At 61.8% G+C, this 24105-nt stretch carries 20 protein-coding genes and 2 pseudogenes; 13 read left to right on the forward strand and 9 right to left on the reverse strand.

Features of this window, described 5'->3' with window-relative positions:
* Window positions 1-82: 82 nt before the first annotated feature.
* On the forward strand, window positions 83-760 hold the full coding sequence (locus QZ471_RS06255; RefSeq protein ID WP_295461862.1) for a type 1 glutamine amidotransferase domain-containing protein: 678 nt from the start codon (window positions 83-85) through the stop codon (window positions 758-760).
* 309 nt (window positions 761-1069) lie between these two features.
* On the opposite strand, the gene QZ471_RS06260 is transcribed toward QZ471_RS06255, so the two are convergent.
* Genes QZ471_RS06260 through QZ471_RS06270 form a run of 3 tightly spaced genes read right to left on the reverse strand, consistent with a single transcriptional unit; the run spans window position 1070 to window position 3035 of the window.
* Entirely contained in the window at window positions 1070-1705 is a 636-nt protein-coding gene (locus tag QZ471_RS06260; RefSeq protein ID WP_295461864.1) for a DsbA family protein, read from the reverse strand.
* Between the two features lie 54 nt (window positions 1706-1759).
* Window positions 1760-2413: an SDR family oxidoreductase gene (locus tag QZ471_RS06265; protein WP_295461866.1), complete on the reverse strand. Its 654-nt coding sequence runs from the start codon at window positions 2411-2413 to the stop codon at window positions 1760-1762.
* A gap of 4 nt (window positions 2414-2417) precedes the next feature.
* On the reverse strand, window positions 2418-3035 hold the full coding sequence (locus QZ471_RS06270; RefSeq protein WP_295461868.1) for an NAD(P)H-dependent oxidoreductase: 618 nt from the start codon (window positions 3033-3035) through the stop codon (window positions 2418-2420).
* Window positions 3036-3142: 107 nt separating this feature from the next.
* Between QZ471_RS06270 and QZ471_RS06275 the strand changes: the two genes are divergently transcribed.
* Window positions 3143-3577: a helix-turn-helix domain-containing protein gene (locus tag QZ471_RS06275; RefSeq protein WP_295461870.1), complete on the forward strand. Its 435-nt coding sequence runs from the start codon at window positions 3143-3145 to the stop codon at window positions 3575-3577.
* A 48-nt stretch (window positions 3578-3625) separates the two neighbouring features.
* Here the strand turns inward: QZ471_RS06275 and QZ471_RS06280 are convergent, their stop codons facing one another.
* The gene (locus tag QZ471_RS06280; protein ID WP_295461871.1) at window positions 3626-4531 is read right to left on the reverse strand and encodes a LysR family transcriptional regulator; all 906 of its coding nucleotides are present in this window, start codon (window positions 4529-4531) and stop codon (window positions 3626-3628) included.
* A gap of 110 nt (window positions 4532-4641) precedes the next feature.
* On the opposite strand from QZ471_RS06280, the gene QZ471_RS06285 reads away from it, so the two are divergent.
* From QZ471_RS06285 to QZ471_RS06305, 5 genes are all read left to right on the forward strand, one after another.
* A complete protein-coding gene (locus QZ471_RS06285; RefSeq protein WP_295461874.1) occupies window positions 4642-5274 on the forward strand; it encodes a DsbA family protein in 633 nt (210 codons plus the stop codon).
* 39 nt (window positions 5275-5313) lie between these two features.
* A complete protein-coding gene (locus QZ471_RS06290) occupies window positions 5314-6144 on the forward strand; it encodes an MBL fold metallo-hydrolase (RefSeq protein ID WP_295461876.1) in 831 nt (276 codons plus the stop codon).
* A 1-nt stretch (window position 6145) separates the two neighbouring features.
* Entirely contained in the window at window positions 6146-6535 is a 390-nt protein-coding gene (locus tag QZ471_RS06295) for a nuclear transport factor 2 family protein (RefSeq protein WP_295461878.1), read from the forward strand.
* Window positions 6536-7212: 677 nt separating this feature from the next.
* Window positions 7213-9159 carry an EAL domain-containing protein gene (locus QZ471_RS06300; protein WP_295461880.1) on the forward strand — a complete coding sequence of 649 codons (1947 nt, stop codon included), beginning with the start codon at window positions 7213-7215 and terminating at the stop codon, window positions 9157-9159.
* A 1311-nt stretch (window positions 9160-10470) separates the two neighbouring features.
* On the forward strand, window positions 10471-10743 hold the full coding sequence (locus QZ471_RS06305) for a hypothetical protein (protein WP_295461882.1): 273 nt from the start codon (window positions 10471-10473) through the stop codon (window positions 10741-10743).
* A 709-nt stretch (window positions 10744-11452) separates the two neighbouring features.
* Here the strand turns inward: QZ471_RS06305 and QZ471_RS06310 are convergent.
* Window positions 11453-12112: a hypothetical protein gene (locus tag QZ471_RS06310; RefSeq protein WP_295461884.1), complete on the reverse strand. Its 660-nt coding sequence runs from the start codon at window positions 12110-12112 to the stop codon at window positions 11453-11455.
* Between the two features lie 3 nt (window positions 12113-12115).
* Complete coding sequence (locus QZ471_RS06315) at window positions 12116-13438, reverse strand: AAA family ATPase (RefSeq protein ID WP_295461886.1); 1323 nt, start codon at window positions 13436-13438, stop codon at window positions 12116-12118.
* A 310-nt stretch (window positions 13439-13748) separates the two neighbouring features.
* Here QZ471_RS06315 and QZ471_RS06320 point away from each other — a divergent pair.
* Window positions 13749-14178: pseudogene (locus QZ471_RS06320) on the forward strand (transposase); the annotation flags it as partial.
* A gap of 20 nt (window positions 14179-14198) precedes the next feature.
* Here the strand turns inward: QZ471_RS06320 and QZ471_RS06325 are convergent.
* The 3 genes and pseudogenes from QZ471_RS06325 to guaB all read right to left on the reverse strand — a co-directional run.
* Window positions 14199-14336, reverse strand: a pseudogene (locus QZ471_RS06325) (Arm DNA-binding domain-containing protein); the annotation flags it as partial.
* Between the two features lie 303 nt (window positions 14337-14639).
* Complete coding sequence (guaA, locus tag QZ471_RS06330; RefSeq protein ID WP_295461888.1) at window positions 14640-16217, reverse strand: glutamine-hydrolyzing GMP synthase; 1578 nt, start codon at window positions 16215-16217, stop codon at window positions 14640-14642.
* Window positions 16218-16307: 90 nt separating this feature from the next.
* Entirely contained in the window at window positions 16308-17777 is a 1470-nt protein-coding gene (guaB, locus tag QZ471_RS06335; protein ID WP_295461890.1) for an IMP dehydrogenase, read from the reverse strand.
* Between the two features lie 165 nt (window positions 17778-17942).
* On the opposite strand from guaB, the gene QZ471_RS06340 reads away from it, so the two are divergent.
* From QZ471_RS06340 to QZ471_RS06360, 5 genes are all read left to right on the forward strand, one after another.
* Window positions 17943-20069 carry a TonB-dependent siderophore receptor gene (locus QZ471_RS06340; protein ID WP_295461892.1) on the forward strand — a complete coding sequence of 709 codons (2127 nt, stop codon included), beginning with the start codon at window positions 17943-17945 and terminating at the stop codon, window positions 20067-20069.
* Between the two features lie 188 nt (window positions 20070-20257).
* The gene (locus QZ471_RS06345; protein WP_295461894.1) at window positions 20258-21202 is read left to right on the forward strand and encodes an iron-siderophore ABC transporter substrate-binding protein; all 945 of its coding nucleotides are present in this window, start codon (window positions 20258-20260) and stop codon (window positions 21200-21202) included.
* A gap of 59 nt (window positions 21203-21261) precedes the next feature.
* The gene (locus QZ471_RS06350) at window positions 21262-22239 is read left to right on the forward strand and encodes an iron chelate uptake ABC transporter family permease subunit (protein ID WP_295462183.1); all 978 of its coding nucleotides are present in this window, start codon (window positions 21262-21264) and stop codon (window positions 22237-22239) included.
* Window positions 22236-23249, forward strand: a complete 1014-nt coding sequence (locus tag QZ471_RS06355; protein ID WP_295461896.1) for an iron chelate uptake ABC transporter family permease subunit — start codon at window positions 22236-22238, stop codon at window positions 23247-23249. Before QZ471_RS06350 ends, QZ471_RS06355 begins: the two co-directional genes overlap by 4 nt.
* Window positions 23231-24037, forward strand: coding sequence for an ABC transporter ATP-binding protein (locus QZ471_RS06360; protein ID WP_295461898.1), 807 nt, complete (start codon window positions 23231-23233; stop codon window positions 24035-24037). The genes QZ471_RS06355 and QZ471_RS06360 overlap by 19 nt, the downstream gene beginning before the upstream one ends.
* The last annotated feature ends 68 nt before the right edge of the window (window positions 24038-24105 follow it).

Raw genomic sequence — 24105 nt, forward strand, 5'->3', positions numbered from 1 at the left:
TGGCTTACCGAAGAACTCGGGCACTCACAGCCAGGACTCAGGGTCTGTCTAGCGATACCCCTACGAATTCGAGGAACGCGCGATGAAGATCCTGATGGTCCTGACCTCCCACGACCAGCTCGGCGACACCGGCAAGAAAACCGGTTTCTGGCTGGAAGAATTCGCTGCCCCCTACTACGTCTTCAAGGACGCCGGCGCCCAGATCACCCTGGCCTCCCCCGCCGGTGGCCAACCGCCGCTGGACCCCAAGAGCGACGCCCCCGACGCCCAGACCGAGTCCACCGAACGCTTCAAGAAGGATCCCGAGGCGCAACAGGCACTCGCCAATACCGTCAAGCTGGCCGAGGTGCAGGCCGACGACTACGACGGCCTATTCTACCCCGGCGGCCATGGTCCGCTCTGGGACCTCGCCGAATCCCGCGACTCCATCGCCCTGCTGGAGGCCTTCGCCCACTCCGGCAAGCCCTTCGGCCTGGTCTGCCACGCCCCCGGCGTCCTGCGCCACGTCAAGGCGGCCGATGGCACCCCGCTGGTCAAGGGCCGCGCCGTCACCGGCTTCAGCAACAGCGAAGAAGCTGGCGTGCAACTCACCGACGTGGTGCCCTTCCTGGTGGAAGACGAACTCAAGCAGCTCGGCGCCCAGTACCAGAAGGGCCCGGACTGGGGTGAATTCGTGCTCGAAGACGGCAACCTGGTCACCGGCCAGAATCCGGCCAGTTCGGAAGCCGCGGCGGATGCCTTGTTGACCAAGTTGGGGTAAGAGCTCCAGCTGTGAAAAGCCTGCCGCTGGCGTGATGCTGTTCACTCCAAGCCTGTTTGAATGGAGGCCAGGTGTCGGTACCGCGTCGTTGGTAGCCGGACCTGGGGTTCGCTGATCGCGGCCATGGGCCGCTCCTACAGGCGAGCTGCTACCTGTAGGAGCGGCTGCCATCGGTGGACCGCCATAGCCACGATAAAGCAGCAGACAGTTGCTGACATAGTCGAGCCGGTATCCGTAGGAGCGGCCCATGGCCGCGATCAAACGGCAGACATTCTGCTCCTTATCCAAGCACTGGCCGAAACCATCACCTCAACATGCGCCTGCGCCCATAGCTGCCCGAATAGCCGCGGCTATCTCGTCTTCGCTACGCCCACCCTGGATGGCTATACCCGCGCCGAAGACGAAATGCGGCACCGAACGGACTCCGGCCTCTACCGCCCTGGCAGCGTCCGCTTCGACGCGACGATGCTGCTCGGGATCGCGGGCGATTGCGCGAGCCTGCTCGCGGTCGATACCCTGCTCGGCGGCGATATCGGCCAACACCTCGGCATCGGCGATGTTTCGCGCGGCGAGGAAGTAAGCCTGGGTGATGGCTACAGCGAGCCGGTGCTGAGTCTCGCGCCCAGCGGCAGCCAGGATCACGGCATGCGCGGCCTGGGTGGGATAGGCCCAGCGTTGTCGCCCGAGATCCAGGTCGAGGCCCGAAGCCCGCGCCTCGCCCTCGACGCGGGAGAAGGCAGCCCGTGGCTCCGTGATGCCATAGCGCGAGCGCAGCAGGTCGGGAATGTAGAGGCCAGCGGCTGGCGCCTCCGGCAGCAACAGGACCGGATGGTGCCGAATAGCCACGGCCAGCTCGGGGAAACGCTCCGCCAGCACCTTGTCCAGACGGTGATGGCCGACGAGGCACCAGGGACAGGTGATCTCGGTGTAAAGATCGATTCGCATAACCTTTGCCTCGTGAATTGCTGATCTCGCCCTGCCGGCGAAGCTATACGGCGGTCAGGCGTTGGCGATGGCTGGTGCGGCCTGCACGAATTGACTAGCGGTCACCTGGTCGAGCAGAAAAGACGCGAGATTGCCCCGGGAAAGCCTCGTGCCGAGGCTGGTCTTGCCATACCAACCCACCGCAACTCCGCTTGTCGCGGGGCCATCCTTGAGATTCGGGATGCGCACCAGTGTCCAGTCCAGCCCCGAACGGGCGACCTCTTCGGCCGTCGCCTGGATGTCCTCATAGCCCTTGCGGGCGATCAGCTTGAACAACGCCGCGAAGGCACGAGGCTGGAAGGCGAAACCATCCTCGGGATCACGATAGGCGGCAGTGGATATCTGGATGAGGCGGCGCACGCCAGCCTGCTTCATGGTGGCAATGATGCGGGTCAAGCCATGCATGACCGGCTTGTCGCCGGGCACCCTGAGAGCGTTGGGCCCCAAGGCGCTGATGACCGCATCGGCACCCCGGATACACTGCGCCAGGGCGCGCGAGTCCTGCAGGTCGCCGACAACGATGTCGATCCGCCCGGCGAATGCGGCGAGTTTCTTGGCGTCGCGGGTATAGACCGACAACTGGTAGCCACGCTGCAAGGCTTCCTCGATCAGATACCTGCCGGTGGGCCCGGTCGCACCGAACATGGCGATGATCTTTTTCCCCGTCATGAGCTCACGCCGCCTTTGCCAACAAGGCCGCGATGGCCGCCGCGGTATCGGCGAGGGTGGCCTTCACCGCATCGGCTCCGAACACCGTGCCTTCGACCCGCACCACCTCGACGTCGGTTAGGCCGATGAAGCCAAGCAGGTGCAGCAGATAGGGGGTCTGGAAATCGAACGCTGCCCAGGTACCTTCGGCGAACCGACCGCCCGCCGCGGTAACCAGATAGACCTTCTTGGCGGTCAGCAGGCCTCGCGGCCCGGCGTCACCATAGTCGAAGGTGACACCGGGCCAGATGACGTGATCGAACCAGGCCTTGAGCTGCGAGGACGGCCCGAAATTGATCATGCCCGAACCGAGCACCAGTACATCGGCGGCCTGCAACTCATCCACCAGGTCTTGCGCGATCCGCACCGCCTCGACCTGCTCCGGGCTGCGCGCCGAGGGCGCCAGGATCCGGCCCTGGATATAGGCCGAGGTGATGTGCGGCGGTGGACTGGTAGCGAGGTCGCGTACGGTCAGGGTGCCGCCCAGGCGCACCCTCAAGCCTTCGGCGATCTCCGTCGCGAAACGGCTGGACAGGCTTTCGGCGCCACGCGGACTCGAGGTAACGAGGAGGATGCGGCTCATGACGACTCCAAGGTATAAAAAAGGAACCAGGCAATTCTTTTATACTGAATTACCAATCCATCTGCAGGATGCTATGGTTCCCTCCCTGTCCACAAGAAGGCACATGCATGTCACCTAGTCCCAGCGAGCCCTCGACCGCCCTGCCCGCCGCCGACACGGGTGGCTGTCTGGCCACCCGCCAGATCCTCGATCGCATCGGCGACAAATGGACCCTCTACATCGTCGCCCTGCTGGCCAGAGGTCCGCGTCGCTTCAACGAATTGAAGCGCGGCATCGACGGCATCTCCCAGCGGATGCTGACCCTGACCCTGCGCGGCCTGGAACGCGACGGCCTGGTCACGCGAACCCTGTATCCGACGATTCCGCCGCGTGTCGACTACGCCCTCACCGACCTGGGACACACCCTGCTGACGCCGGTCATGGCCCTGGTCAACTGGGCGAACGCCAACCAGACCGCCATCGCCGAGGCGCACCAAAGATTCGACGCCAGGACGGAGCCCGACCAGGTGCTGGTCCAGGGCATCGTCTACGAGCGGCGATAGACGAGTCTGGGCCTTGAGGTTCGAGGCCCCAAGGCCACCGATCTCCGCTCAGGGAGCAGCGGACACCAGGCCCGCCTCAGCCACCAGCAGCTCGACGAAGGTGGTGACCTTGGACGGACGAAAGCGCGCGGTGGGATAGACGGCGTGGATACCTCCCGTCGGCAGCGACCAGGCCGGCAGCAGCCTGACCAGTTCCCCGGCCGCGAGCCTGTCGGCCACGAGGAAATCCGGCAGGATCGATACCCCACCCCCGGCCAGCGTCGCCGCGAGCACGGCGGGCGTTGCATTGATCGAGAGCACCGGCCGCAGCCGCAGCGTGCGCCGCTCGGCCTCGCCCCGGGCGAAGCGCCAGGTCAAAGGCTCCTTGAGCGCGCCGTTGGCGATGAAGGGCGCTGTCGCGAGGTCATCCGGATCGTCGAGCGCCAGGGTCCTGGCCAACGCCGGGGTGGCGACCAGCAACTGGTGGAAGTCCCCCAGCCGCCTGGCGTGCAGGCTGGAATCTTCGAGCCAACCGACGCGGATCGACAGGTCGATCTGCTTGGCGACCGGGTCGATCCTGCTGTCGGACAGCAGCAGCTCGACCTGGCACGCCGGATAGCGCCGGGCAAAGGCCGCGGCCAGCGGTGCGATCCGGAAGGCGCCGTAGTCGTTGGAGGCCGCTACCCGTAGCACCCCGCTCGGTTCGAGGCTGGCGCGGGTCACCTCGCCGATGGCGTCCTCGGCCTGGCGCAGGATGCTCACGCTACGCTCATGCAGCAGCCGTCCCGCTTCGGTGGGCTCGACCCGCCGGGTCGTGCGCATCAGCAGCGCCGTCTTCAATTCCGCTTCGAGCTTCGCCACCTGCTGGCTGACGACGGTCTTGGTGATGCCGAGCCGTTCGGCCGCACGGGTGAAGGACCCCGTATCCACCACGGCCGCGAAGTAGGCGAGCCGATTGAGATTGACCGCTTCCATGCACCCTGCCTGATCGTAAGCCTATGACTTACAGACTGTAGCATTGGACCTGATTTATCCAACAGTGTCGGTTCGCTAAGGTAGCGGCACCTCTTCGAGAGATACCGACCATGCGCATCACCTACCTCTTCGATCCCCTCTGCGGCTGGTGTTACGGAGCGAATCCGGCCCTGGAGCGCCTCGCGCGCCGCAACGACGTCACCCTGCAACTCGCCCCCACCGGCCTCTTCGCCGGCGGGAATGCCCGTCCGCTGGATGCGAGCTTCGCCGCCTATGCCTGGCAGAACGACCAGCGCATCGAACGCCTCACCGGGCAGGTGTTTTCCACGGCCTACCAACGGCAGGTGCTCCAGGCGACCGCCGCCCGCTTCGACTCGACGCCGGCAACCCTGGGCATCGTCGCCGTGGGCCTGACCGAGCCGGAACGCGAACGCGAGGCCTTGCGCGCCCTGCAACAGGCCCGCTATGTCGACGGCCTCGATAACGCCCTGCTCTCCGTGGTGGCCGAGGTCCTGTCCACCGCCGGCTTCCCCGCAGCCGCCCGCCGTGTGCTGGCGCCCGATGCCGAACTGCTCGACGCCTACGAAGCGCGCCTCGCGGCGGCGCAGCGCGAGATGGCACGCTTCGGCGCCCAGGGCGTGCCGACCCTGGTCATCGAGGACGCCAAGGGTAGTCGGCTGCTGCCGAGCAGTGCGCTGTTCGGCGACCAGGACGCCCTGGCCGCTCAACTGCAGGCCGACTGACGTTCAGCTCTTACCATCCAGGTTACCGAGGATCGCCCCATGAACGCTGCGCCCCAGACCAGCCGCCTGAACTGGACCCACTTCCCTGCGGGAGAGCAAGGCTTCTTCCGTGCGCCGGTGCTGCTGACCGGTCCGACCGAAGCCCTGCTGATCGATGGCGGCTTCACCTACCCCGACGGCCAGGCCCTGGTGGCCGCCATCCAGGCCACCGGCAAGACACTGAAGACGATCTACATCAGCCAGTCGGACCCGGACTACTACTTCAGCCTCAAGCCGGTGCGCGAAGCCTTCCCCCAGGCCCAGGTCCTCACCCACCCCGACACCCTTGCCGCCATCCAGGCCAACGTCGCCAGGAAGCTCGCCGTCTGGGGGCCGCAGCTCAAAGAAAACGGACCTCAGATCCTGGCCGACATCGTGCTGCCCGAGGCCTTCGCTGGCCCTGCGCTGGAGGTCGATGGCGAGACGGTGGAAATCGTCGCGGCCGAGGGGCTCGCCAATCGCCGCTATCTCTGGGTGCCCTCCCTACGCGCCGTGTTCGGTGGCGTCCTGGTCTTCTCCGGGGTGCATGTCTGGACCGCCGATACCCCGACCCAGGCGCAACGCTCCGCCTGGCTCGCCACGCTCGCGGCGATCGCCGCCCGCGCGCCGGTCGTCGTGGTGCCCGGTCATCTGGCGCCCGGCGCGGCGACCGACCTGACCGCCCTAGAACACACCCGCGCCTATCTACAGGCCTTCGAGGACGCCCTGGCGAGCGCCAAGGATGCCGCCGCACTCAAGGCAGCGCTGGCTGCACGCTTCCCGAATCTGGCGATGGGCGTCGCCCTCGACATCGGCGCCAAGGTCGCCACCGGCGAAATGCAGTGGGGTTGAGATGAACAGCAATCGCGACATCATCCGCCGAACTTACGAAGGGTCCCCGGAGGAGAAGATCCAGCATCTGCTGGCCGCCCTCTCACCCGACGTCGAATGGACCGAAGCCGAAGGCTTTCCCTATGCCGGCACCTATGTCGGTATCGATGCCCTGCTGCAGGGCGTCTTCCAGCGGCTGGCAACGGAATGGGACGACTACCGGGCCGACGTCCACACCTATCTGGCCGAGGGCGACCGGGTGGCGGCCTTCGGCATCTACTCGGGCACCTACAAGGCCACCGGCAAGTCGATGACCGCCCACTTCGTCCATCTCTATCAGCTGCGTGACGGCCGGATCGTACGGATGCAGCAATATGTGGACTCGGCACTGGTACAAGGGGCACTCACCTGAACCGAGCCCGGCGGGAGAAGAGACTTCGCCCGCCACCTTGAAGCTCAGCGGCTGCTGAACGGTTGAACCTACCAAGCCCAGAGCCTGCACTCAGGCGGGCGTTCGGGATGTTTCGCGCTACCCGATGCCCTTCTCCGCCAGAGGTGGCATATCTCTCGATCAGCGACCCTGGCGTGCGCTGAGTTCGTAAGTGAGGCGCTGAGAGACCTTCTCCAGCCGCTCGCGCGACAGATCCCAAAGACAGGGCTCGCGAGACGGCCACGGACTCCTTGAGGACCGCGCCGCATCCGGCCACGCCACGGCCCCGCGCGAAGCCTTGGCCCACGTCGGCAAGCCTTTCCGCCTGCTCTCCTGCACCACGCCACGTCAAGGCCGCCGAAGGCACCTCGCTGATCGAGGGCCCGAGCAGCCATCCTGACGGACGTGCGAGGGTTTCACCCGGCTCAAGAAAACCCTGGATAAAGCGTCCGCAAGATATTTCCGGCGCGGCGCCAGTCCCTATTGGATGCGCGCGGCGGGCCAACGGACGGCAGAGTGCCAACAGTCGCAAAGACTGCAGAAATCCAAGGAGCGGCCGACACCTTCCAATAAGCGAAGCGCCCAGCCCCGCTTCATCCAGGCTGAAAAGTATATTCCGTGCGGTTAGTTACCTGGTCGTTTTTTCAGAGCATCGTCCGATGAAGAGAATGCTGCTCGGCATGCGAGCCTCGATGTCCGTGCCCAAGGACAATCCTGGCCTGATCAAGGCGCAATACATCGCGCTGGCGCGCCAGTTGCCCATGATGTACTTCATCCTGCTGATCAACACCCTGATGCTGGCGGGTACCCACCTGCAGGTCGCGCCACGCTGGCTGGCGGTGTATTGCCCGCTACTCATGACGGTGTTCGGCGTGGTTCGCGCGACGGAATGGCTAAGCACGCGCAATCAGACGCGCAGTACGGCGCAGATGCTGGCGGCGCTCAAACGTACCAATAGGCTCGCGCCCATCGTGGCCGTGGCCTTCACCGCCTGGTCGCTGGCGCTGTTCCCCTATGGCGACAGCTACACCCAGGCCCACGTCGCCTTCTACATGGCGATCACCGTCATCGGCTGCATCTTCTGCATGATGCACCTGCTGCCCGCCGCCCTGGCCACCGCTGCCGTGGTCAACACGGCTTTCGTGGTCTTCTTCGCTTCCACCACCATCGTCACCTTCGTGGCCACGGCGATCGACGTCCTGCTGGTGTCCATCGGCATGCTCGTCATCCTCAGGGCGCAGTACGCCGACTTCACCCGGCTGGTGAACATGCAGGCGCAGACGGCGAAACTCAGCGAAGAAAACCTCAAGCTGGCCAATCAGGACAGCCTGACCGGCCTCGCCAACCGCCGGCAATTCTTTTCCCGGCTCGACATCCTGCTGGCCCGCGCCCAAGAGCAACAAACCCGCTTGGCCGTGGGGCTGATCGATCTGGACGGTTTCAAGCCGGTCAACGATCTCTATGGCCATAGCGTGGGTGACCGGCTGCTCCATCAGGTGGGCCAGCGCCTGAGCGGACTGCTCGACGAGGACGTCCACCTGGCCCGCCTCGGCGGCGACGAATTCAGCCTCATCATCACCAAGGCCCTGAGCGACGACCAGCTACGGGCCTTCGGCGAGACGCTCTGCGCCAGCCTGCGCGAGCCCTTCCGGCTGGTGGACATCCCCATCCAGATCAGTGGCTCCCTGGGCATCGCCACCTACCCGGACCAGGCTACCTCCGCCACCGACGTCTATGAATACGCCGACTACGCCCTCTATCAGAGCAAGCGCCACCGCCCCGGCACCGTCTGCCTGTTCAGCGCTGCCCATCGCCAACAGCTCCATCGCGAAGGCCTGACCGAACAGGCCCTGCGCCGGGCCGACCTGGAGCGCGAGTTCTACATGGTGTTCCAGCCCATCGTGGATCTTCACGGCAAGCAAACCGTGGCCTTCGAAGCCCTGGCCCGCTGGGAAAGCCCCGAGCTGGGCTTCGTACCGCCCGGTGACTTCATCCCAGTCGCCGAGCGCGTCGGCATGATCAATCGCCTCACCCTACCCTTGCTGAACAAGGCCCTGAACGCCGCCGCGCGCTGGCCGGCGGGCATCCGCCTGGCCTTCAACCTCTCCGCCCACGACTGCGGCTCGGAAGACGCCGCCCAGCAGATCGTCGAGCTAATCAAGCGCAGCGGCTTCGACCCGGCATGCCTTGATCTGGAAATCACCGAAACCGCCGCCATCCAGGACCTGCCCCAGACCCAACGCGCCATCAGCCGCTTCCGCGAGTTGGGCTGCGGCATCTCCCTCGACGACTTCGGCACCGGCTACTCCAGCCTGAGCCAGATCCACGCCCTGCCCCTGACCAAACTCAAGGTGGACCGCACCTTCGTCACCAACCTCCACCTCGACCCGGCCAGCGTGAAGATCGTCAGATCCCTGATCGCCCTGTGCCAGGACATGGAGTTGGAATGCATCGTGGAGGGGGTGGAAACTGCGGAAGAGCTGGGTGCGCTTAAAAACCTCGGCTGCGCCAGGGCGCAGGGGTATCTATTCGCCAAGCCGATGCGGGCGAGTGAGATTAGGGGGTGGTTGAAGGGGGAGCATTTGGGAAAGGTGTTGGCGGTTTGATCTGTCGAGAGGGCGGGGGGCGACTCCCGATTATGCTCAGATGACAACCCCTGATTCAGTTCTGCCGGTTCGCGGCTGTAATCTCGCAACACCCTGCCACGTCTGGGCTTTCGCAGGTCATCCTGGCATTCCATGCCGAAGCCTTTCAAAGATTTGACCCAACAAATACGAGACGCAATCCTTCAATACTGTAGCCAGAGAAAGCACCTATTTAACCCTGCCCGTTTGCGCGGCAAGTATCGACTGCTCTTCCGTGGTCACGAATACCTTGATGCATTTGTTCTTTCATCGGAAGCGACGTAAATATCTTGATTGGCGACGCATAGCGCTCTTCGAACCTTCCAGAGTGACGCTAATAAATCTCGCTCGACCCAATGGTGACATGAAACAGAAAGACTGAAAAAGCAAATCCTAGTACTGCGAAAACTCGGCTTCGACTAGCTAGAAATTAATGGCAGACTGGGAATCTATTAAAAGCAGTATCAAGAACTCTTTGCGCAATTCCTGACCTCTTTCGACTTCCGACCACGTGATTGCCTTAAGCTATGTAATCACACATCTTAACCAAGCGTCTGCATTCGATCTGAACAAGTCTTTCGCATAGCTAAGGGCGAAAGCAGAAATCAGCAACCGGTAGCTAACCGTTAGGTGTCACATTTAGATGATCGGTGCAGCTCCGTAGAGGACGCTCCTCCTGGGCTCGCAGCGGGAGGCCTCAAGGCATTACTGCTTTTTTCAATCTATCGAATATATGCTTGGCAGCATTCCGAGCTAGGCCTCTAATTTGACGAATTATTTCTGCACCCCAGCACTCTTGCCAGTTACATGCCAAATGGGCCAGACTCAAAAGCCCTAAATAACATTCGACACAACTTTTAAGCGCTTAAAGTGCACTAACTTTCTGCAAGTTTTAAAGTTAATCAGAAAGAACTCTACGCCATTATTCAAGCAATCATCAACCGTGGTGACTCAGCTTATACATTGCATTCTGGCGCATTCATCAAGCACCTTGAAGACTTGGCAAAAAAATTAGACCTTCTCGGCTTCGCTACCCCCTGCACTCTTTATCTTGAAATTTACCCTGCCGTTAGAAAATTTCTTGAGTATCGTGTATGCGGAATATTACTCAACAATTACTTTATTAAGCTAAGCACCCATGATTAAAAAAACTTATACAGTGGACCATCGACACAGCGAACTGGGCCACCGAAATTAAAATATTTTCTGATACCAGAAAAGTTGGTTGTTGCCGTGGAACCCACTCACAACACAGCTTATAAAGTCTATCAACAGCACCATAAGTATGTTACCATGACCCATATAGATAATTTATTGACCACCATTTACCCAAAGATCCCATTTCAATCCGAAGTGTCTGCAGAACAGTTCCTCAGACGGTATCCAGACTCTGCAGACCGCATTGCATTTGTATCCGCGCTATATTTTGGTCGTTCTCACATCTATGAGAATCAGATAAACGAGAATCATGCAAAATACATGACTTCCGGTGAAATTAACCGCTTTTGGGAAGAAGAGAAAATCCCGGAATCTGAAATTGCTCGCACACGCTATGAAAAACAATAGTCTCAAAAATTACTACAACGCCTTCATCCGTTGCACCAACTCTTCAAACTATGACCGCAGCAATTATAGATAGAATTGCCTTTTAAACCAGCTTTTAGTTTAGGCAGTTTTCCATGTGACGATGGAAGCGACACAAATTTACAGAACCAATCCAATGGGCACGACGCTAACTTGGCTTGGAGGATCGAAAGTGGAACAGATTTATTTTCGTCAAAAACAAATCTGTTCCCCTTCCCCCTCTATATGTGCAAAGCCTCAGGCGAAATCAGGCGGAAGTTTGCCGATTCACATTTCTTTTACTACATGTTTAGCCTGACGATTCAGGTAGCACATGTGACCAAGCTCAAAAATATTGCTCGCCTTATGGTCGACATAGGGTTTTCTGACCGAAAAGAGCAAATAATTACGCTCCATAGACTTGGTCTTAAACAGCCAGAAATTGCGCGAAGGCTGGAGATCGAGCGCCTGGCAGTATCCAAAGCTCTGTACTCAATTACTGACTGTTTTAGGCTTTCGATAGAGCGAATGCGCCAAGCTGCGAAATTATACCCACTTGACCAAACGCTTGCATTAGACCTAACGAGTCTTTCGCGTGGCTAGGGGCGACAGCAGCTATCCACGACTGGCAGCTAACGGCCAAAAGCGGACTGACTGCCTTATAAATAAATTTATTCCTTTTTGTCATGTCGAAGTTTTAAACTTTCGATATCTAGGCACTTTCATCTTTAACCACTGGGAGCTTGGATACAAAATTATTTAGGCTAGGTGAGGAAGATAGGGCGGCCAACAGATTTTTCTTCTTTCTAAGTGGGCGTACTAGATCCTTGAAGATCCTATATTCTTTCTTGAACACTCCGTTGTTGCGCCGAATTATGCAGCCAAGCAAACCCTCGCAATCATTTACTCGATTTAGCTCTCCTAGCACCTTTGTGTAGAGCGGAATTAACCAGCACTCTGTGGAATGAATTGCTATTGCAAAAATCAACTGCTCTTGATGACTGGCAATTATAGCTGGGTCAATTCGACTTAAGATCAGGTTTTGAATGGCTTCGACTAGCTCATTCCATTGCAAACCTGGGTCTATTTTAATCGCAGGATGCCAACAAATGTCAGAATCTATTTGGATTATTATATAATCATTCAGGGCAAGCGCCTCATACATATGCTCCGCGATGGAGCAGTGCTCAAGAACTTGCTCCCACCCACCGAAGTCCTCTCTGTCTTGTCGCGATACATCTGTAGCGTCTCGAGTGGGTTGTATATATGCAACGGATAAGTCGTCAACTTCTCCTTTGTAAAATGAGTCTAGGATGGACTCAATTACAACTTGATCTGTAATTCCTTCAGATATAAGAGCGAAGCTAGGCAATTCTCAAAATCCTTTTGGTAGTCCACCGAGTGATCCTCTCATAAAGGCTTCGGAAAGCTTTAGAGGGGGAGCGCCGACAACTGATTTCGGCTTAAATATTCTTCTAACCTTTGTCTCGCCTTCCATTGCTCGTGATATTACAAATAGACGCTGTTCATCTTCATCTAGATTCAAGCCATCAAGAATAGCGGGGTTATGTGTAGTAAGTAAAACTTGCTTATCATGTTTGACGGCAAGCTTGGCCAGCTCTTCTATTAATTTTTTGCAGAGTTTTGGGTTTAGCGATGCATCAATGTTGTCGATAGCAAAAAAATCTGGCGTTAGCTTCGATGAAAATAGAGCAAAGTAGAACACAAGGAAAAGAAAACCTTCATTTGCACTTCTCATGTCTAGTTTATTTCGGCTATCGCATATGTAAATATCACCGATATCAACAGGCTGTTTTGCCGACGGCTCGGTTGCAAGTGAAAAGCTTCTAAACCATCCGAATAATGATAAAAAATCATTGAGCCTTTCTAGATAATCACTACCTGAATACTTAGACTCTACTTCGATTAGCTGAAGCAATCCTTCGCCATTGATGCCTAACGGCAGTATCTGACCTTCTTTCTGATAATCTCTAAGCGCAGTATTTTCTGGGGAGAAAATAATAAAATCAGAAAGCTTTATAGTTTTTTGGCGCGCGCGCTCCATGTCCTTTTTTTTATTTTTTTCAACACTATCCGCTATATATTTTGCAAAAGCATTGTCACCATCAACTGTAACGATCCCTGCTGTTTCTGCAGATTTTTTTGATGTTTTTTTTGTATTGACTGTTTGGTTTTGCTCAATCCACTTGGTGGAAAATTCGTGCAGCGCCTGTTTTTTTATTTCTTCGGCAAGGTCGGTGTTAGCCATAAAAGTAGTTAGTGAATCAAGAAAACTATCCAGCCTGATCCTTACTTTAATCTCTTCAGCATCACGGGTCATTGTGCCACTGTACTCGTGGTCTGCAGTATATGCCCACTTTGAATAAGGCTGCTCATCGTTTGTAAGTGTGTAGGTGATGGTTTCTTTGCTTTTTATAACTTTAATAATTATTGGAGAGCTAGGCTCTGATTCTTCAAATGCACATTTCATTAGGCTGGGAGCAGTGACTCGAATCCCCCTAGATGAAAGGAATTCGTTGTCGAGTTTGTCTGCACTTGCAGCGCCGGCCAACGCAATGGCTTCCAGGATGTTGCTTTTCCCAGCGCCATTTTCCCCAATAAACACATTGATGCGACCTAAACTAAGGCCAATCGATTTAATGGATTTAAAGTTCTCGATCTTTAATTTATTTATCACGCGAGTACGCCTAATTGGGGGCTATACGAATTCTCTTTACCACAGCATCCTACCTCAATCGCGTCGGAGCGTCAGCAGTGAGGATCTATCCTAGAGATAACGAGATGAAGGTTGGGGAGGGGCTTTGAGAAGTGACTGCTATGGATCAAAGCATATGGAGCGAAAGCAGCAACTGTTATCGGCCGATTCTGTTGAAAAAGTAGCTGCTTCACCATGCTGTTGACAGAATTGCTCTGTCAGTGGATGCGGAGCGAAAAATATGACGGGACAGCTACCGGACGGGACGCAGCGCCTGTTCTGATCGTTCAGTATGGAAGACCACGTTCCGCCCCAACACCTGTTTCGCGACCTGTGCCTGGATTCAGCGATTTGCATGCATATCTGGTCGACTTCTACAGCTCCATTGGCCCCCCGACCAACCCTCAGTTGATGGTGTGGGGACTGATCGTTGGCTACCGCTACGGCATTCGTTCCGAGCGAAAACTACGCGATGAGGTGCATTTAATCTGGCCGATCGCTGGTTTTGCCAACTGGGTCTAGAGGACGAAGTACCCAATCACTCGACCTTCTCGAAGAATCGCCAGGGGCGTTTCAGTGACAGCGGCCTGTTCCGCTGGCTGCTCAATGAATCACTGCGGCACTGCATTGCGGCAGGTCTGGTCAAGGGCGTAGTTTTCGCCATCGACGCCGGCATCATTAAGGCGGATGCCAGCCGGCAACGTAGGGTGGCTGGAAACCAGACGAAGGTGACGGTCTACTACCGACCATCGATGGAGCAGTTGTAGCGAAAGGAGATAGACCCAGCCGTGGTGACAGCGACGGACAAGCCGTCGCGATCAATTACCTTGTAAAGCTTATCTTGCAGCTTGAGGTCTCGGAGCTTGGTGTCAGTGAGCATGGTCTCCACTTGTTCCATGAAAAAAACCATGCCTTGAAAGCTTAAAAATAGGAATTGTCCCAGTAAAACGGACCTATTGGCTACCTTACTACCGTACCTATCCTGAAACGAGGGGCATCGTATAAAGCGTCATGCATGGCATCAGACGCAGTTAGTACCCCGTACCATGCCCCCAAAAATCATGCCTGGTGATACATAAGGCTACCCGAACCTGCCAGATCCAAAAAATGCCTAAAGCCCGCAATTATGCAGGCTTTAGGGGTACTTCTTACCACTCGGTGCCGGTCTATGCCGGCCTCGGGATCACTCCCACTCAATCGTCGCCGGCGGCTTGCTCGAGACGTCGTAGGTGACGCGGGAGATGCCGTCGATTTCGTTGATGATGCGGTTGGAGACCTTTTCCAGCAGCTCGTAGGGCAGATGGGCCCAGCGGGCGGTCATGAAGTCGATGGTTTCCACCGCGCGCAGGGCGACGACCCAGGCGTAGCGGCGGCCGTCGCCGACCACGCCGACGGATTTGACCGGCTGGAAGACGACGAAGGCCTGGCTGACCTTGTGGTACCAGTCGGCCTTGCGCAGTTCGGTGATGAAGATGTCGTCGGCGCGGCGCAGCAGGTCGGCGTATTCCTTCTTCACTTCGCCGAGGATGCGCACGCCCAGGCCCGGGCCGGGGAAGGGATGGCGGTAGACCATGTCGTAGGGCAGGCCCAGTTCCAGGCCGATCTTGCGCACCTCGTCCTTGAACAGTTCGCGCAGCGGCTCGACCAGCTTGAGGTTCATTTCCTCGGGCAGGCCGCCGACGTTGTGGTGGGACTTGATGACGTGGGCCTTGCCGGTCTTGGCGCCGGCCGATTCGATGACGTCGGGGTAGATGGTGCCCTGGGCCAGGAACTTGATGTTGTCGAGCTTGCTGGCTTCGGCGTCGAAGACGTCGATGAAGGTGCGGCCGATGATCTTGCGCTTCTTCTCCGGGTCGGCTTCGCCTTCCAGGTTGGTCAGGAAGCGCTGCTCGGCGTTGGCGCGGATCACCTTGACGCCCATGTTCTCGGCGAACATGGCCATCACCTGGTCACCCTCATGCAGGCGCAGCAGGCCGTTGTCGACGAAGACGCAGGTCAGCTGGTCGCCGATGGCCTTGTGCAGCAGGGCCGCGACCACGGAGGAGTCGACGCCGCCGGAGAGGCCCAGCAGCACATTGGAACTACCGACCTGGGCGCGCACCTGGGCGATGGCGTCCTCGACGATGTTGGCCGGGGTCCAGAGGGCTTCGCAGCCGCAGATTTCCTTCAGGAAGCGCGAGAGGATGCGTCCGCCCTGCTTGGTGTGAGTCACCTCGGGGTGGAACTGCACGCCGTACCAGCCGCGTTCGTCGTCACCCATGGCGGCGATGGCGCAGCTGGGGGTGCTGGCGACGATGTGGAAGCCTTCCGGCAGCTTGCCGACCTTGTCGCCGTGGCTCATCCAGACGTCCAGGCCGAGCACGCCGTCGTCGTCGATGTGGTCTTCGATGCCCTGCAGCAGGCGGCTCTTGCCGACCACGTCGACTTTGGCGTAGCCGAATTCACGGATGTTGGAGCCTTCGACCTTGCCGCCGAGTTGCTCGGCCATGGTCTGCATGCCGTAGCAGATGCCCAGCAGCGGGACGCCCAGGTCGAAGACGGCCTTGGGTGCGCGGGGGCTGCCGGCCTCATGGACCGACTCGGGACCACCGGCGAGGATGATGCCGCGCGGAGCGAAGGCGCGAATGTCGGCGTCGTCCATGTCGAAGGGGTGCAGCTCGCAGTAGACGCCCAGTTCGCGCACGCGGCGGGCGATGAGCTGGGTGTACTGGGAACCGAAGTCGAGGATGAGGATGCGGTGGGCGTGGATGTCTTGGGACATGGCCAGGTCTCGGTGAGCGCTAGGTTCAGACGATTCGGGGCTGTCTAGACAGCCCCGAATCGCAACGTAGAAGGACAAACAGTTTAGGCATCAACCAACGCGGTAGTTGGGCGCTTCCTTGGTGATCTGCACGTCGTGGACGTGGGATTCGGCCATGCCGGCGCCGGTGATGCGCACGAATTGCGGCTTGGTACGCATCTGCTCGACGGTGGCGCAACCGGTGTAGCCCATGGAGGCGCGCAGGCCGCCCATCAGCTGGTGGATGATCGCCGCCAGCGGGCCCTTGTAGGGAACGCGGCCTTCGATACCTTCCGGCACCAGCTTCTCGGCGCCGGAGGCGGAGTCCTGGAAGTAACGGTCGCTGGAGCCCTGGGTCTGGGACATGGCGCCCAGGGAGCCCATGCCACGGTAGGACTTGTAGGAGCGGCCCTGGAACAGCTCGACCTCGCCCGGAGCCTCTTCGGTACCGGCGAACATGGAGCCCATCATCACGCAGTAGCCACCGGCGACGATGGCCTTGGACAGGTCACCGGAGAAGCGGATGCCACCGTCGGCGATCAGGGGGACGCCGGTGCCTTCGAGGGCGGCGGCGACGTTGGCGATGGCGGAGATCTGCGGCACGCCGACACCGGCGACGATGCGGGTGGTGCAGATGGAGCCCGGGCCGATGCCGACCTTGACCGCGTCGGCGCCAGCGTCTGCCAGGGCTTTGGCGGCTTCGGCGGTGGCGATGTTGCCGCCGATCACCTGGACCTGCGGATAGGTCTCCTTGACCCAGCGCACGCGCTCGATCACGCCCTTGGAGTGGCCGTGGGCGGTGTCGACGACGATGACGTCGACGCCGGCGGCGACCAGGGCAGCGACGCGCTCGGGAGTCTCGGGGCCGGTACCGACGGCCGCACCGACGCGCAGGCTACCGGCGTCGTCCTTGCTGGCGTTGGGGTAGGCCTTGGCCTTTTCGATGTCCTTGACGGTCATCATGCCCTTGAGGGCGAAGGTCGCGTCGACGATCAGCACCTTCTCGATGCGATGCTTGTGCAGCAGCTCGCGGACTTCCTGCTTGTCGGCGCCTTCGCGTACGGTCACCAGGCGATCCTTGGGGGTCATGACGTCGCGCACCGGGATGTCCAGGCGGGTCTCGAAGCGCACGTCGCGGGAGGTGACGATACCGACCAGGTCGCGACCGGAGAGCACCGGAACACCGGAGATGTTGTGCTGGCGGGTCAGGTCGAACAGGTCGCGCACGCTGGCATCGGCGTCGATGGTAATGGGGTCCTTCACCACGCCGGCCTCGAAGCGCTTGACCTTGCGGACTTCCGCGGCCTGCTGCTCGACGGTCATGTTCTTGTGGATGATGCCGATGCCGCCTTCCTGGGCCATGGCGATGGCGAGGCGGGATTCGGTCACAGTGTCCATGGCGGCGGACACCAGGGGAATGTTCAGCTCGATGCCACGGGTCAGGCGGGTCTTGAGACTGACGTCTTTCGGCAGGACATCCGAATAGCCGGGGATGAGGAGAACATCGTCGAACGTCAGGGCTTCTTGGCTGATGCGCAGCATGGCGGGCGCTCCCGGGCGGGAAAATTTAGGAGCGCGACATTATACCTGCGCTTTGTGATGGGCGGCAACGCGCTAGGACACCAACGGTTCGGGAATCGATTTACTTGAGAATGGCTATCAACTTAGAATCGCCGACCCTCCCCTTCCCACCCATCGAGACCGCCCTTGAACACCCAGCCCAGAGCCTTGCGCCGCTTCGCTCCCTTCGCCCTCAGCACCCTGGCCCTGGCGACCAGTTCCGGCCTGCTGGCGGCAGAGAGCACCACTCTCGCCCCGATGGACATTTCCACCACGGCCAGCGAGGCGGACGACAGCTATCGGGCGACCACCGCCTCCACGGCGAGCAAGAGCGAGGTGCCGCTCAAGGAAGAAGCCCAGTCGGTGCAGACCGTGACCCCGCAGTTGATCCACGACTACGAGGTACGCACCCTGGACGACGCCTCGAAATTCGTCAGCGGCGTGACCCAGAGCAACACCCTGGCTGGCACCAAGGACGCCTTCGTTAAGCGCGGCTTCGGCACCAATAACGACGGTTCGATCTTCCGTGATGGGGTGCGCTCGAACCTCTCGCACAACTTCGATGCTACCGCCGAGCGCGTGGAAGTCCTGAAAGGCCCCGCCTCGCTGCTTTATGGCGCCCTGGAGCCGGGCGGCCTGATCAACGTGGTCAGCAAGCAGCCGCAATACCAGCAGCGCACCACCCTGAGCGGCTCGGCCTATAGCGAAGGCGGCGGCAACCTCGGCCTGGACACCACCGGCCCGCTGGGTGACAGCGGCTTCGCCTATCGACTGATCGCCGAGCGCCAGAGCGAAGACTACTGGCGCAACTACGGCGTGGACCAGCACACCCTGGTGGCGCCGTCGCTGTCCTGGACCGGCGAGCGTGCCAGCCTGACCCTGGCCTATTCCTACAACGACTACACCGGTCCGGTGGATCGCGGGACGGTGTTCGTCAATGGGCATCCGAGCAGCGCCAGCTACGGCAAGCGCCTCGACGAGAAGTGGGCGAAGAGCGAAGGCATCACCGAAACCGCCAGTGCCCGTTTCGAGTACCAGCTCAGCGACGACTGGAAGACCCGCCTGACCTATGCCTGGAACAACGACCGCTACAGCCTGGACTTCGCCCAACCCGTCTCCCTCGCGGCCAATGGCAATCTGCTGCGGGTCGCCAATGGCGCCGACTACGACTACGAGACCACCTACGCCAGCTGGGACTTCATCGGTCGCCAGGACCTTTTCGGCCAACGCCATGACCTGCTGTTGGGCGTCGATCACGAAGACAACGACCAATTCCGCGGCAATACCTACCGCAACAATAATGCCTCGCGGCGCAACCTCAATATCAATGCGCCGGTGTACGGCAATCTGGCGCCGCCCAGCCTGCTGAGCACCACCCAGAGCGACCAGGACAGCAACCTGAAATCCACCTCGCTCTACGTCAAGGACAATTGGCACCTGAACGATCGCTGGATTCTGGTGCTGGGCGGGCGCTACCAGACCTTCGAGCAATACAGTGACCAGGGTCTGGGCCGGGACTACGTGGTCAACCTGGACAAGCGCGATCACGCGGCCGTGCCCCTCGCGGGCTTGGTGTTCCAGGCGACCGATACGCTGTCGCTGTATGGCAATTACAGTCGTTCCTTCGTGCCGAACACCACCGTCGACGACCGCGGCAATACCTTCGATCCCGAAGAAGGCCGTAGCTTCGAAGTAGGTGCCAAATACGACCTGACGCCTGGCCTGAACCTGAACGTGGCGCTCTACGACATCGAGAAGAAGAACGTGGTGACCACCAGCACCGTCGGTGGCGTGAGCATCAGCCAGGCCGCCGGCAAGGTCGGTTCGCAAGGCCTGGAAGTTGACCTCACCGGTCGTCTGGCCGAGCGCTGGGACATCGTCGCCACCTATGCCTACGACCACACCGAGGTACTCGACGACCCGGCCAACGAGGGCAATCGCCTGCCCCAGGCGCCCAAGCACAGCGGCAGCCTCTATCTGACCCATCACCTGCTGGTACCGTCCAACCTCGGCGGGTGGCATGTCGGCGGTGGCGCCCGCTACGTCGGCGAACGCGCTGGCGACCCGGCCAACAGCTTCTACATGAGCAGCTACACCGTGGCCGATGCCTTCCTGCGCTGGGACTTGCCGGTGACCGGCTACCAGACCCGGTTGCAGCTGAACGTCGACAACCTGTTCGACAAACAGTACTACCCGTCGAGCGCCAACAGCCCGCTGCAGGTCAGCGTCGGCGAGCCGCGCACGGCGCGGTTGAGTGCCACGGTCAGCTTCTGACCTGGGCGTTCCCTCACCCCAACCCTCTCCCAGGGGGAGAGGGGGCGGAATGGAGCACGACGGTTGGCACGGTGCTCCAGGCCAGTTCGCTGACGAGTGCCAGCCAGGCGGCAATGCTCTATCCTAGCCGCCCCGCCAGGGGGCCCCGGCCCTCGTGGCGGGGCTTTCTATGTCAGCCAGTGGCCCCCATGCTCGATCGTCGTGCCTTCATTCAGTTCGCCAGTTGCACCGCACTGCTCGCCGGGCTGCCTGGCCGGGCGCTGGCGCGTACGGTGCTCGCTGACGGCAAGTTTCCGCGGCAGGTGGAGCATATGGCGGGCAGCACCACCCTACTGCGCGAGCCGCGGCGGATCGCGGTGATCTCCACCGGCCAGCTGGACGCCGCCCTGAGCCTGGGCGTGGTGCCCGCCGGCAGCAGTCGCGTGGACAACCGGGAACTGGCGCCGGCCTATCTACGTGCGGCCTACGCCGAGCGGGCCGGCGAGCTGGAGGCTATGGTCGACCTGGGCAGTCGCCAGGCGCCGGACCTGGAAGCCCTGGCGCGGCTGGCGCCGGATCTCATCGTGCTCAATCGGACCGTCTTGCGTGGGGGTGGCTTCGAGCTGTTCTCGCGCATCGCCCCGACCGTCGTGGCCCGCGGCACCGGCGGCAACTGGCGACCGGACTTCCTGCTGCTGGCCGACGCCCTGGGGCGTCGCGAGCAGGCCGAGGGGCAACTCGCAACGCTGGATCGTCAGCTCACCGGCATCGCCCAACGCCTCGCCGCCCAACCGCCCTCCGCTTCCCTGCTGTTTTCCAGCGGCGCTCGCCTGCGCCTGATGGGCGTGGACTCCTTTGCCGGCGGTCTGCTGCAGGCCATGGGCTTGACCCGTCCGGCTGCGCAGCGCTTCAAAGGCACCTCGCGCGACGTGAGCGCCGAGTTGCTGGACCTGGCCGACGCCGACTGGCTGTTCTACGCCGAGCAGGGCACCGCCCTGGCCAGCCTGGCGCGGCAGCCACTGTGGCCACGACTGGAAGCGGTGCGCCAGGCACGGGCGATCCGGGTGGATACCGATGCCTTCTATCTCAACGCCGGCCCGGTCGCGGCGCGCCAGGTGGTGACCACCGTGGCCAGCGCCCTGGGGGTGGCATGACCCAGCCGGCCTGCTCCGCGCCCGTCGTCCGCCGCACCTCCTTCGCCCGTGGTGGCCTGGTGCTGGTCCTGCTGCTGATCGCCCTGGCGTTGGCGGTGGTGACGAGCCTGGGCCTAGGTGCGCGACCGCTGTCGGCCACCCATATCCTGCAGTTGCTCTTCGCGCCCGACGACTCCAAGGACGCCCTGGTGCTCTGGGACCTGCGCCTGCCGCGTACCCTGCTCGGACTGCTGGTCGGCGCCGCGCTAGGACTGGCCGGCGCGCTGATGCAGGCACTGACGCGCAATCCCCTGGCCGATCCCGGTCTGCTGGGAATCAATGCCGGGGCCGCTTTCGCGGTGGTGGCGGGCTTGTCGCTGGTGGGGCTGGACGACGCCCCCACGCGCCTGGCCTGCGCCCTGCTGGGTGCGACCCTGGCCGCCGGCCTGGTCTATCTGCTCGGCGGCAGCGCTCCGGCCCGCGGCCAGCCGCTGCGGCTGGTCCTGGCTGGCATCGCCCTCAGCGCCAGCCTCCATGCCTGCACCGGCATCATCACCCTGTTCGACAGCGCCGTATTCGACAGCTACCGCTTCTGGGCGGTGGGCGCCCTGAGCGGCCAGACGCCCGGGGGCGCCCTGGCCATCCTGCCGCTGCTGCTGATCGGCCTGCTGCTGGGCCTGCCCCTGGGTGGTCGCCTCAATGCCCTGGCCCTGGGCGACGACCTGGGCCGCGCCCTCGGCGCCAAGCCGGGGCAGGTGCGCCTGCTGGCCTTCGTCGCCATAGTACTGCTGTGCGGCGCCGCCACGGCGGTGGCCGGCCCTATCGGCTTCCTCGGCCTGGTGGTGCCCCACGCCCTGCGCCTGCTGGTGGGCGCCGATTGGCGCTGGATCCTGGCGCTGGCGCCCCTGGCCGGCGCCAACCTGTTGCTGCTGGCCGACACCCTGGGCCGCCGCATGGCGTTGCCGGGAGAGCTGGAGGCCGGGATCGTCTGCGCCCTGCTCGGCACCCCGGTGCTGCTGGCGCTGGTCATCCGCGCGGCAAGGCGGGTGCGTCCTTGAGTCGTCATCGCTTCGCCCCGCGGCGTTCGGCCCGCTTCAAGGCCTGCCTCTTGCTGCTTCTGCTGGGGGTGGTCGGCATCGGCGCCCTGACCCTCACCGGCGGCGCCTTCGCCCCGGCGCCCCATCGGGTGATGACCACTCTGCTGGGCCACGGCGATGCCCTCGCCCGCCTGATCCTGCTGGACCTGCGCCTGCCGCGGCTGCTGGCGGCCTTCGGCGTCGGCGCCGCGCTGGCGGCCAGTGGTGCCATTTTCCAGCGACTGGCGCGCAATCCGCTGGCCAGCCCGGACCTGGTGGGCTTCACCGTCGGCTCGGCCAGCGGTGCCCTGATCACCCTGCTCTGGCTGCAACTGGGCGGCGCGGCGCTGATGCTCGGCGCCCTCACCGGTGGCCTGCTGGCCGCCGTGCTAGTGGCCGGACTCGCCGCTCTGGCCGGCATTCGCGGCGAGCGGCTGATCCTGCTCGGCATCGCCATCAGCGCCCTGCTCGCCTCGCTCAACGAATACCTGCTGACCCGCGCCGAACTGGACGAAGCCCAGGAAGCCCGGCTCTGGCTGTTCGGCAGCCTGGACGGCATGACCTGGAGCCGTACCCTCACCCTGCTCGCCGGCTGCCTGCTGCTCCTGCCCCTGGCGGCGCTGCTGGCCCGGCGCCTGCGCCTGCTGGAGCTGGGTGACGACCTGGCTCGCGCCCTGGGCCTGCCGGTGCTGCGTAGCCAGAACCTGCTGCTGGCGGTGGCGGTAGCCCTGGCCGCCCTGGCCATCGCCACCGCCGGGCCCATAGGTTTCGTCGCCCTGGCGGCGCCCCAGTTGGCGCGCCGCCTGACCCGCAGTACCGACCTCGGCATCCTGGCGCCCGCGCTGCTCGGCGCCTGTCTCACCGCCCTGGCCGACCTGCTGGCCCAGCGGCTGCTGGCGCCCTTCCAGATTCCGGTCGGGTTGCTCACCGGCGCCCTGGGCGGCCTCTATCTGATCTTCCTGCTGAGCCGCGAATGGCGGCGGACCTCATGAGCCAAGACGCCTCCTCCAGTCGCCTCGCTGCCCACCGTCTCACCGTGGGCTATGGCGGCCTGCCGATCTGCGCCGATCTCGACGTGCGCCTGCCCGATGGGCGCTTCACCGTCATCATCGGCCCCAACGGCTGTGGCAAGTCGACCCTGCTGCGCAGCCTGGCGCGGCTGATCCGCCCAAGTGCCGGCGAGGTACGGCTGGACGGTCGGCTGATCCAGGAGCTGCCGACCCGCGAGGTAGCGCGGCGCATCGGCCTGCTGCCGCAGAGCGCCGTGGCGCCTGAGGACATCCTGGTCAGCGACCTGGTCGCCCGCGGACGCCATCCCCACCGCCAGGCCTTCGCCGGCTGGACGGATGCCGACGAGCGCGCGGTACAGCACGCTTTGGAAGCCACCAACACCCTGGAGCTCGCCGAGCGAGCGGTGGACAGCCTGTCCGGCGGCCAACGCCAGCGGGTGTGGATCGCCCTGGCGCTTGCCCAGGAGACGCCGCTGCTGCTGCTCGACGAACCCACCACATTCCTGGACATAGCCCACCAGGTGGAGCTGATGGAGCTGCTCTGCCGGCTCAATCGCGAGGGTGGTCGTACCCTGGTGGCGGTGCTGCACGACCTCAACCAGGCCTGCCGCTACGCCGACCACATCATCGCCCTTCGCGCCGGCCGCATCCTCGCCGAAGGCCCGCCGGTGGAGATCGTCACCCCCGAACTGATCGAGGCGCTGTACGGCCTCAGGTGTGCAGTGATCGAGAATCCTCTGGCGGGTACGCCGCTGGTGATTCCCTACTAGCTGGGCCCCGGAAAACGCTGCGCGGTTTTCCAGGCTACGGGTAGGGTGGACAACGGCGCAGCCTTGTC

Origin of the sequence: uncultured Pseudomonas sp. (assembly GCF_913774235.1) — a bacterium.
GTDB lineage: Bacteria > Pseudomonadota > Gammaproteobacteria > Pseudomonadales > Pseudomonadaceae > Chryseomonas.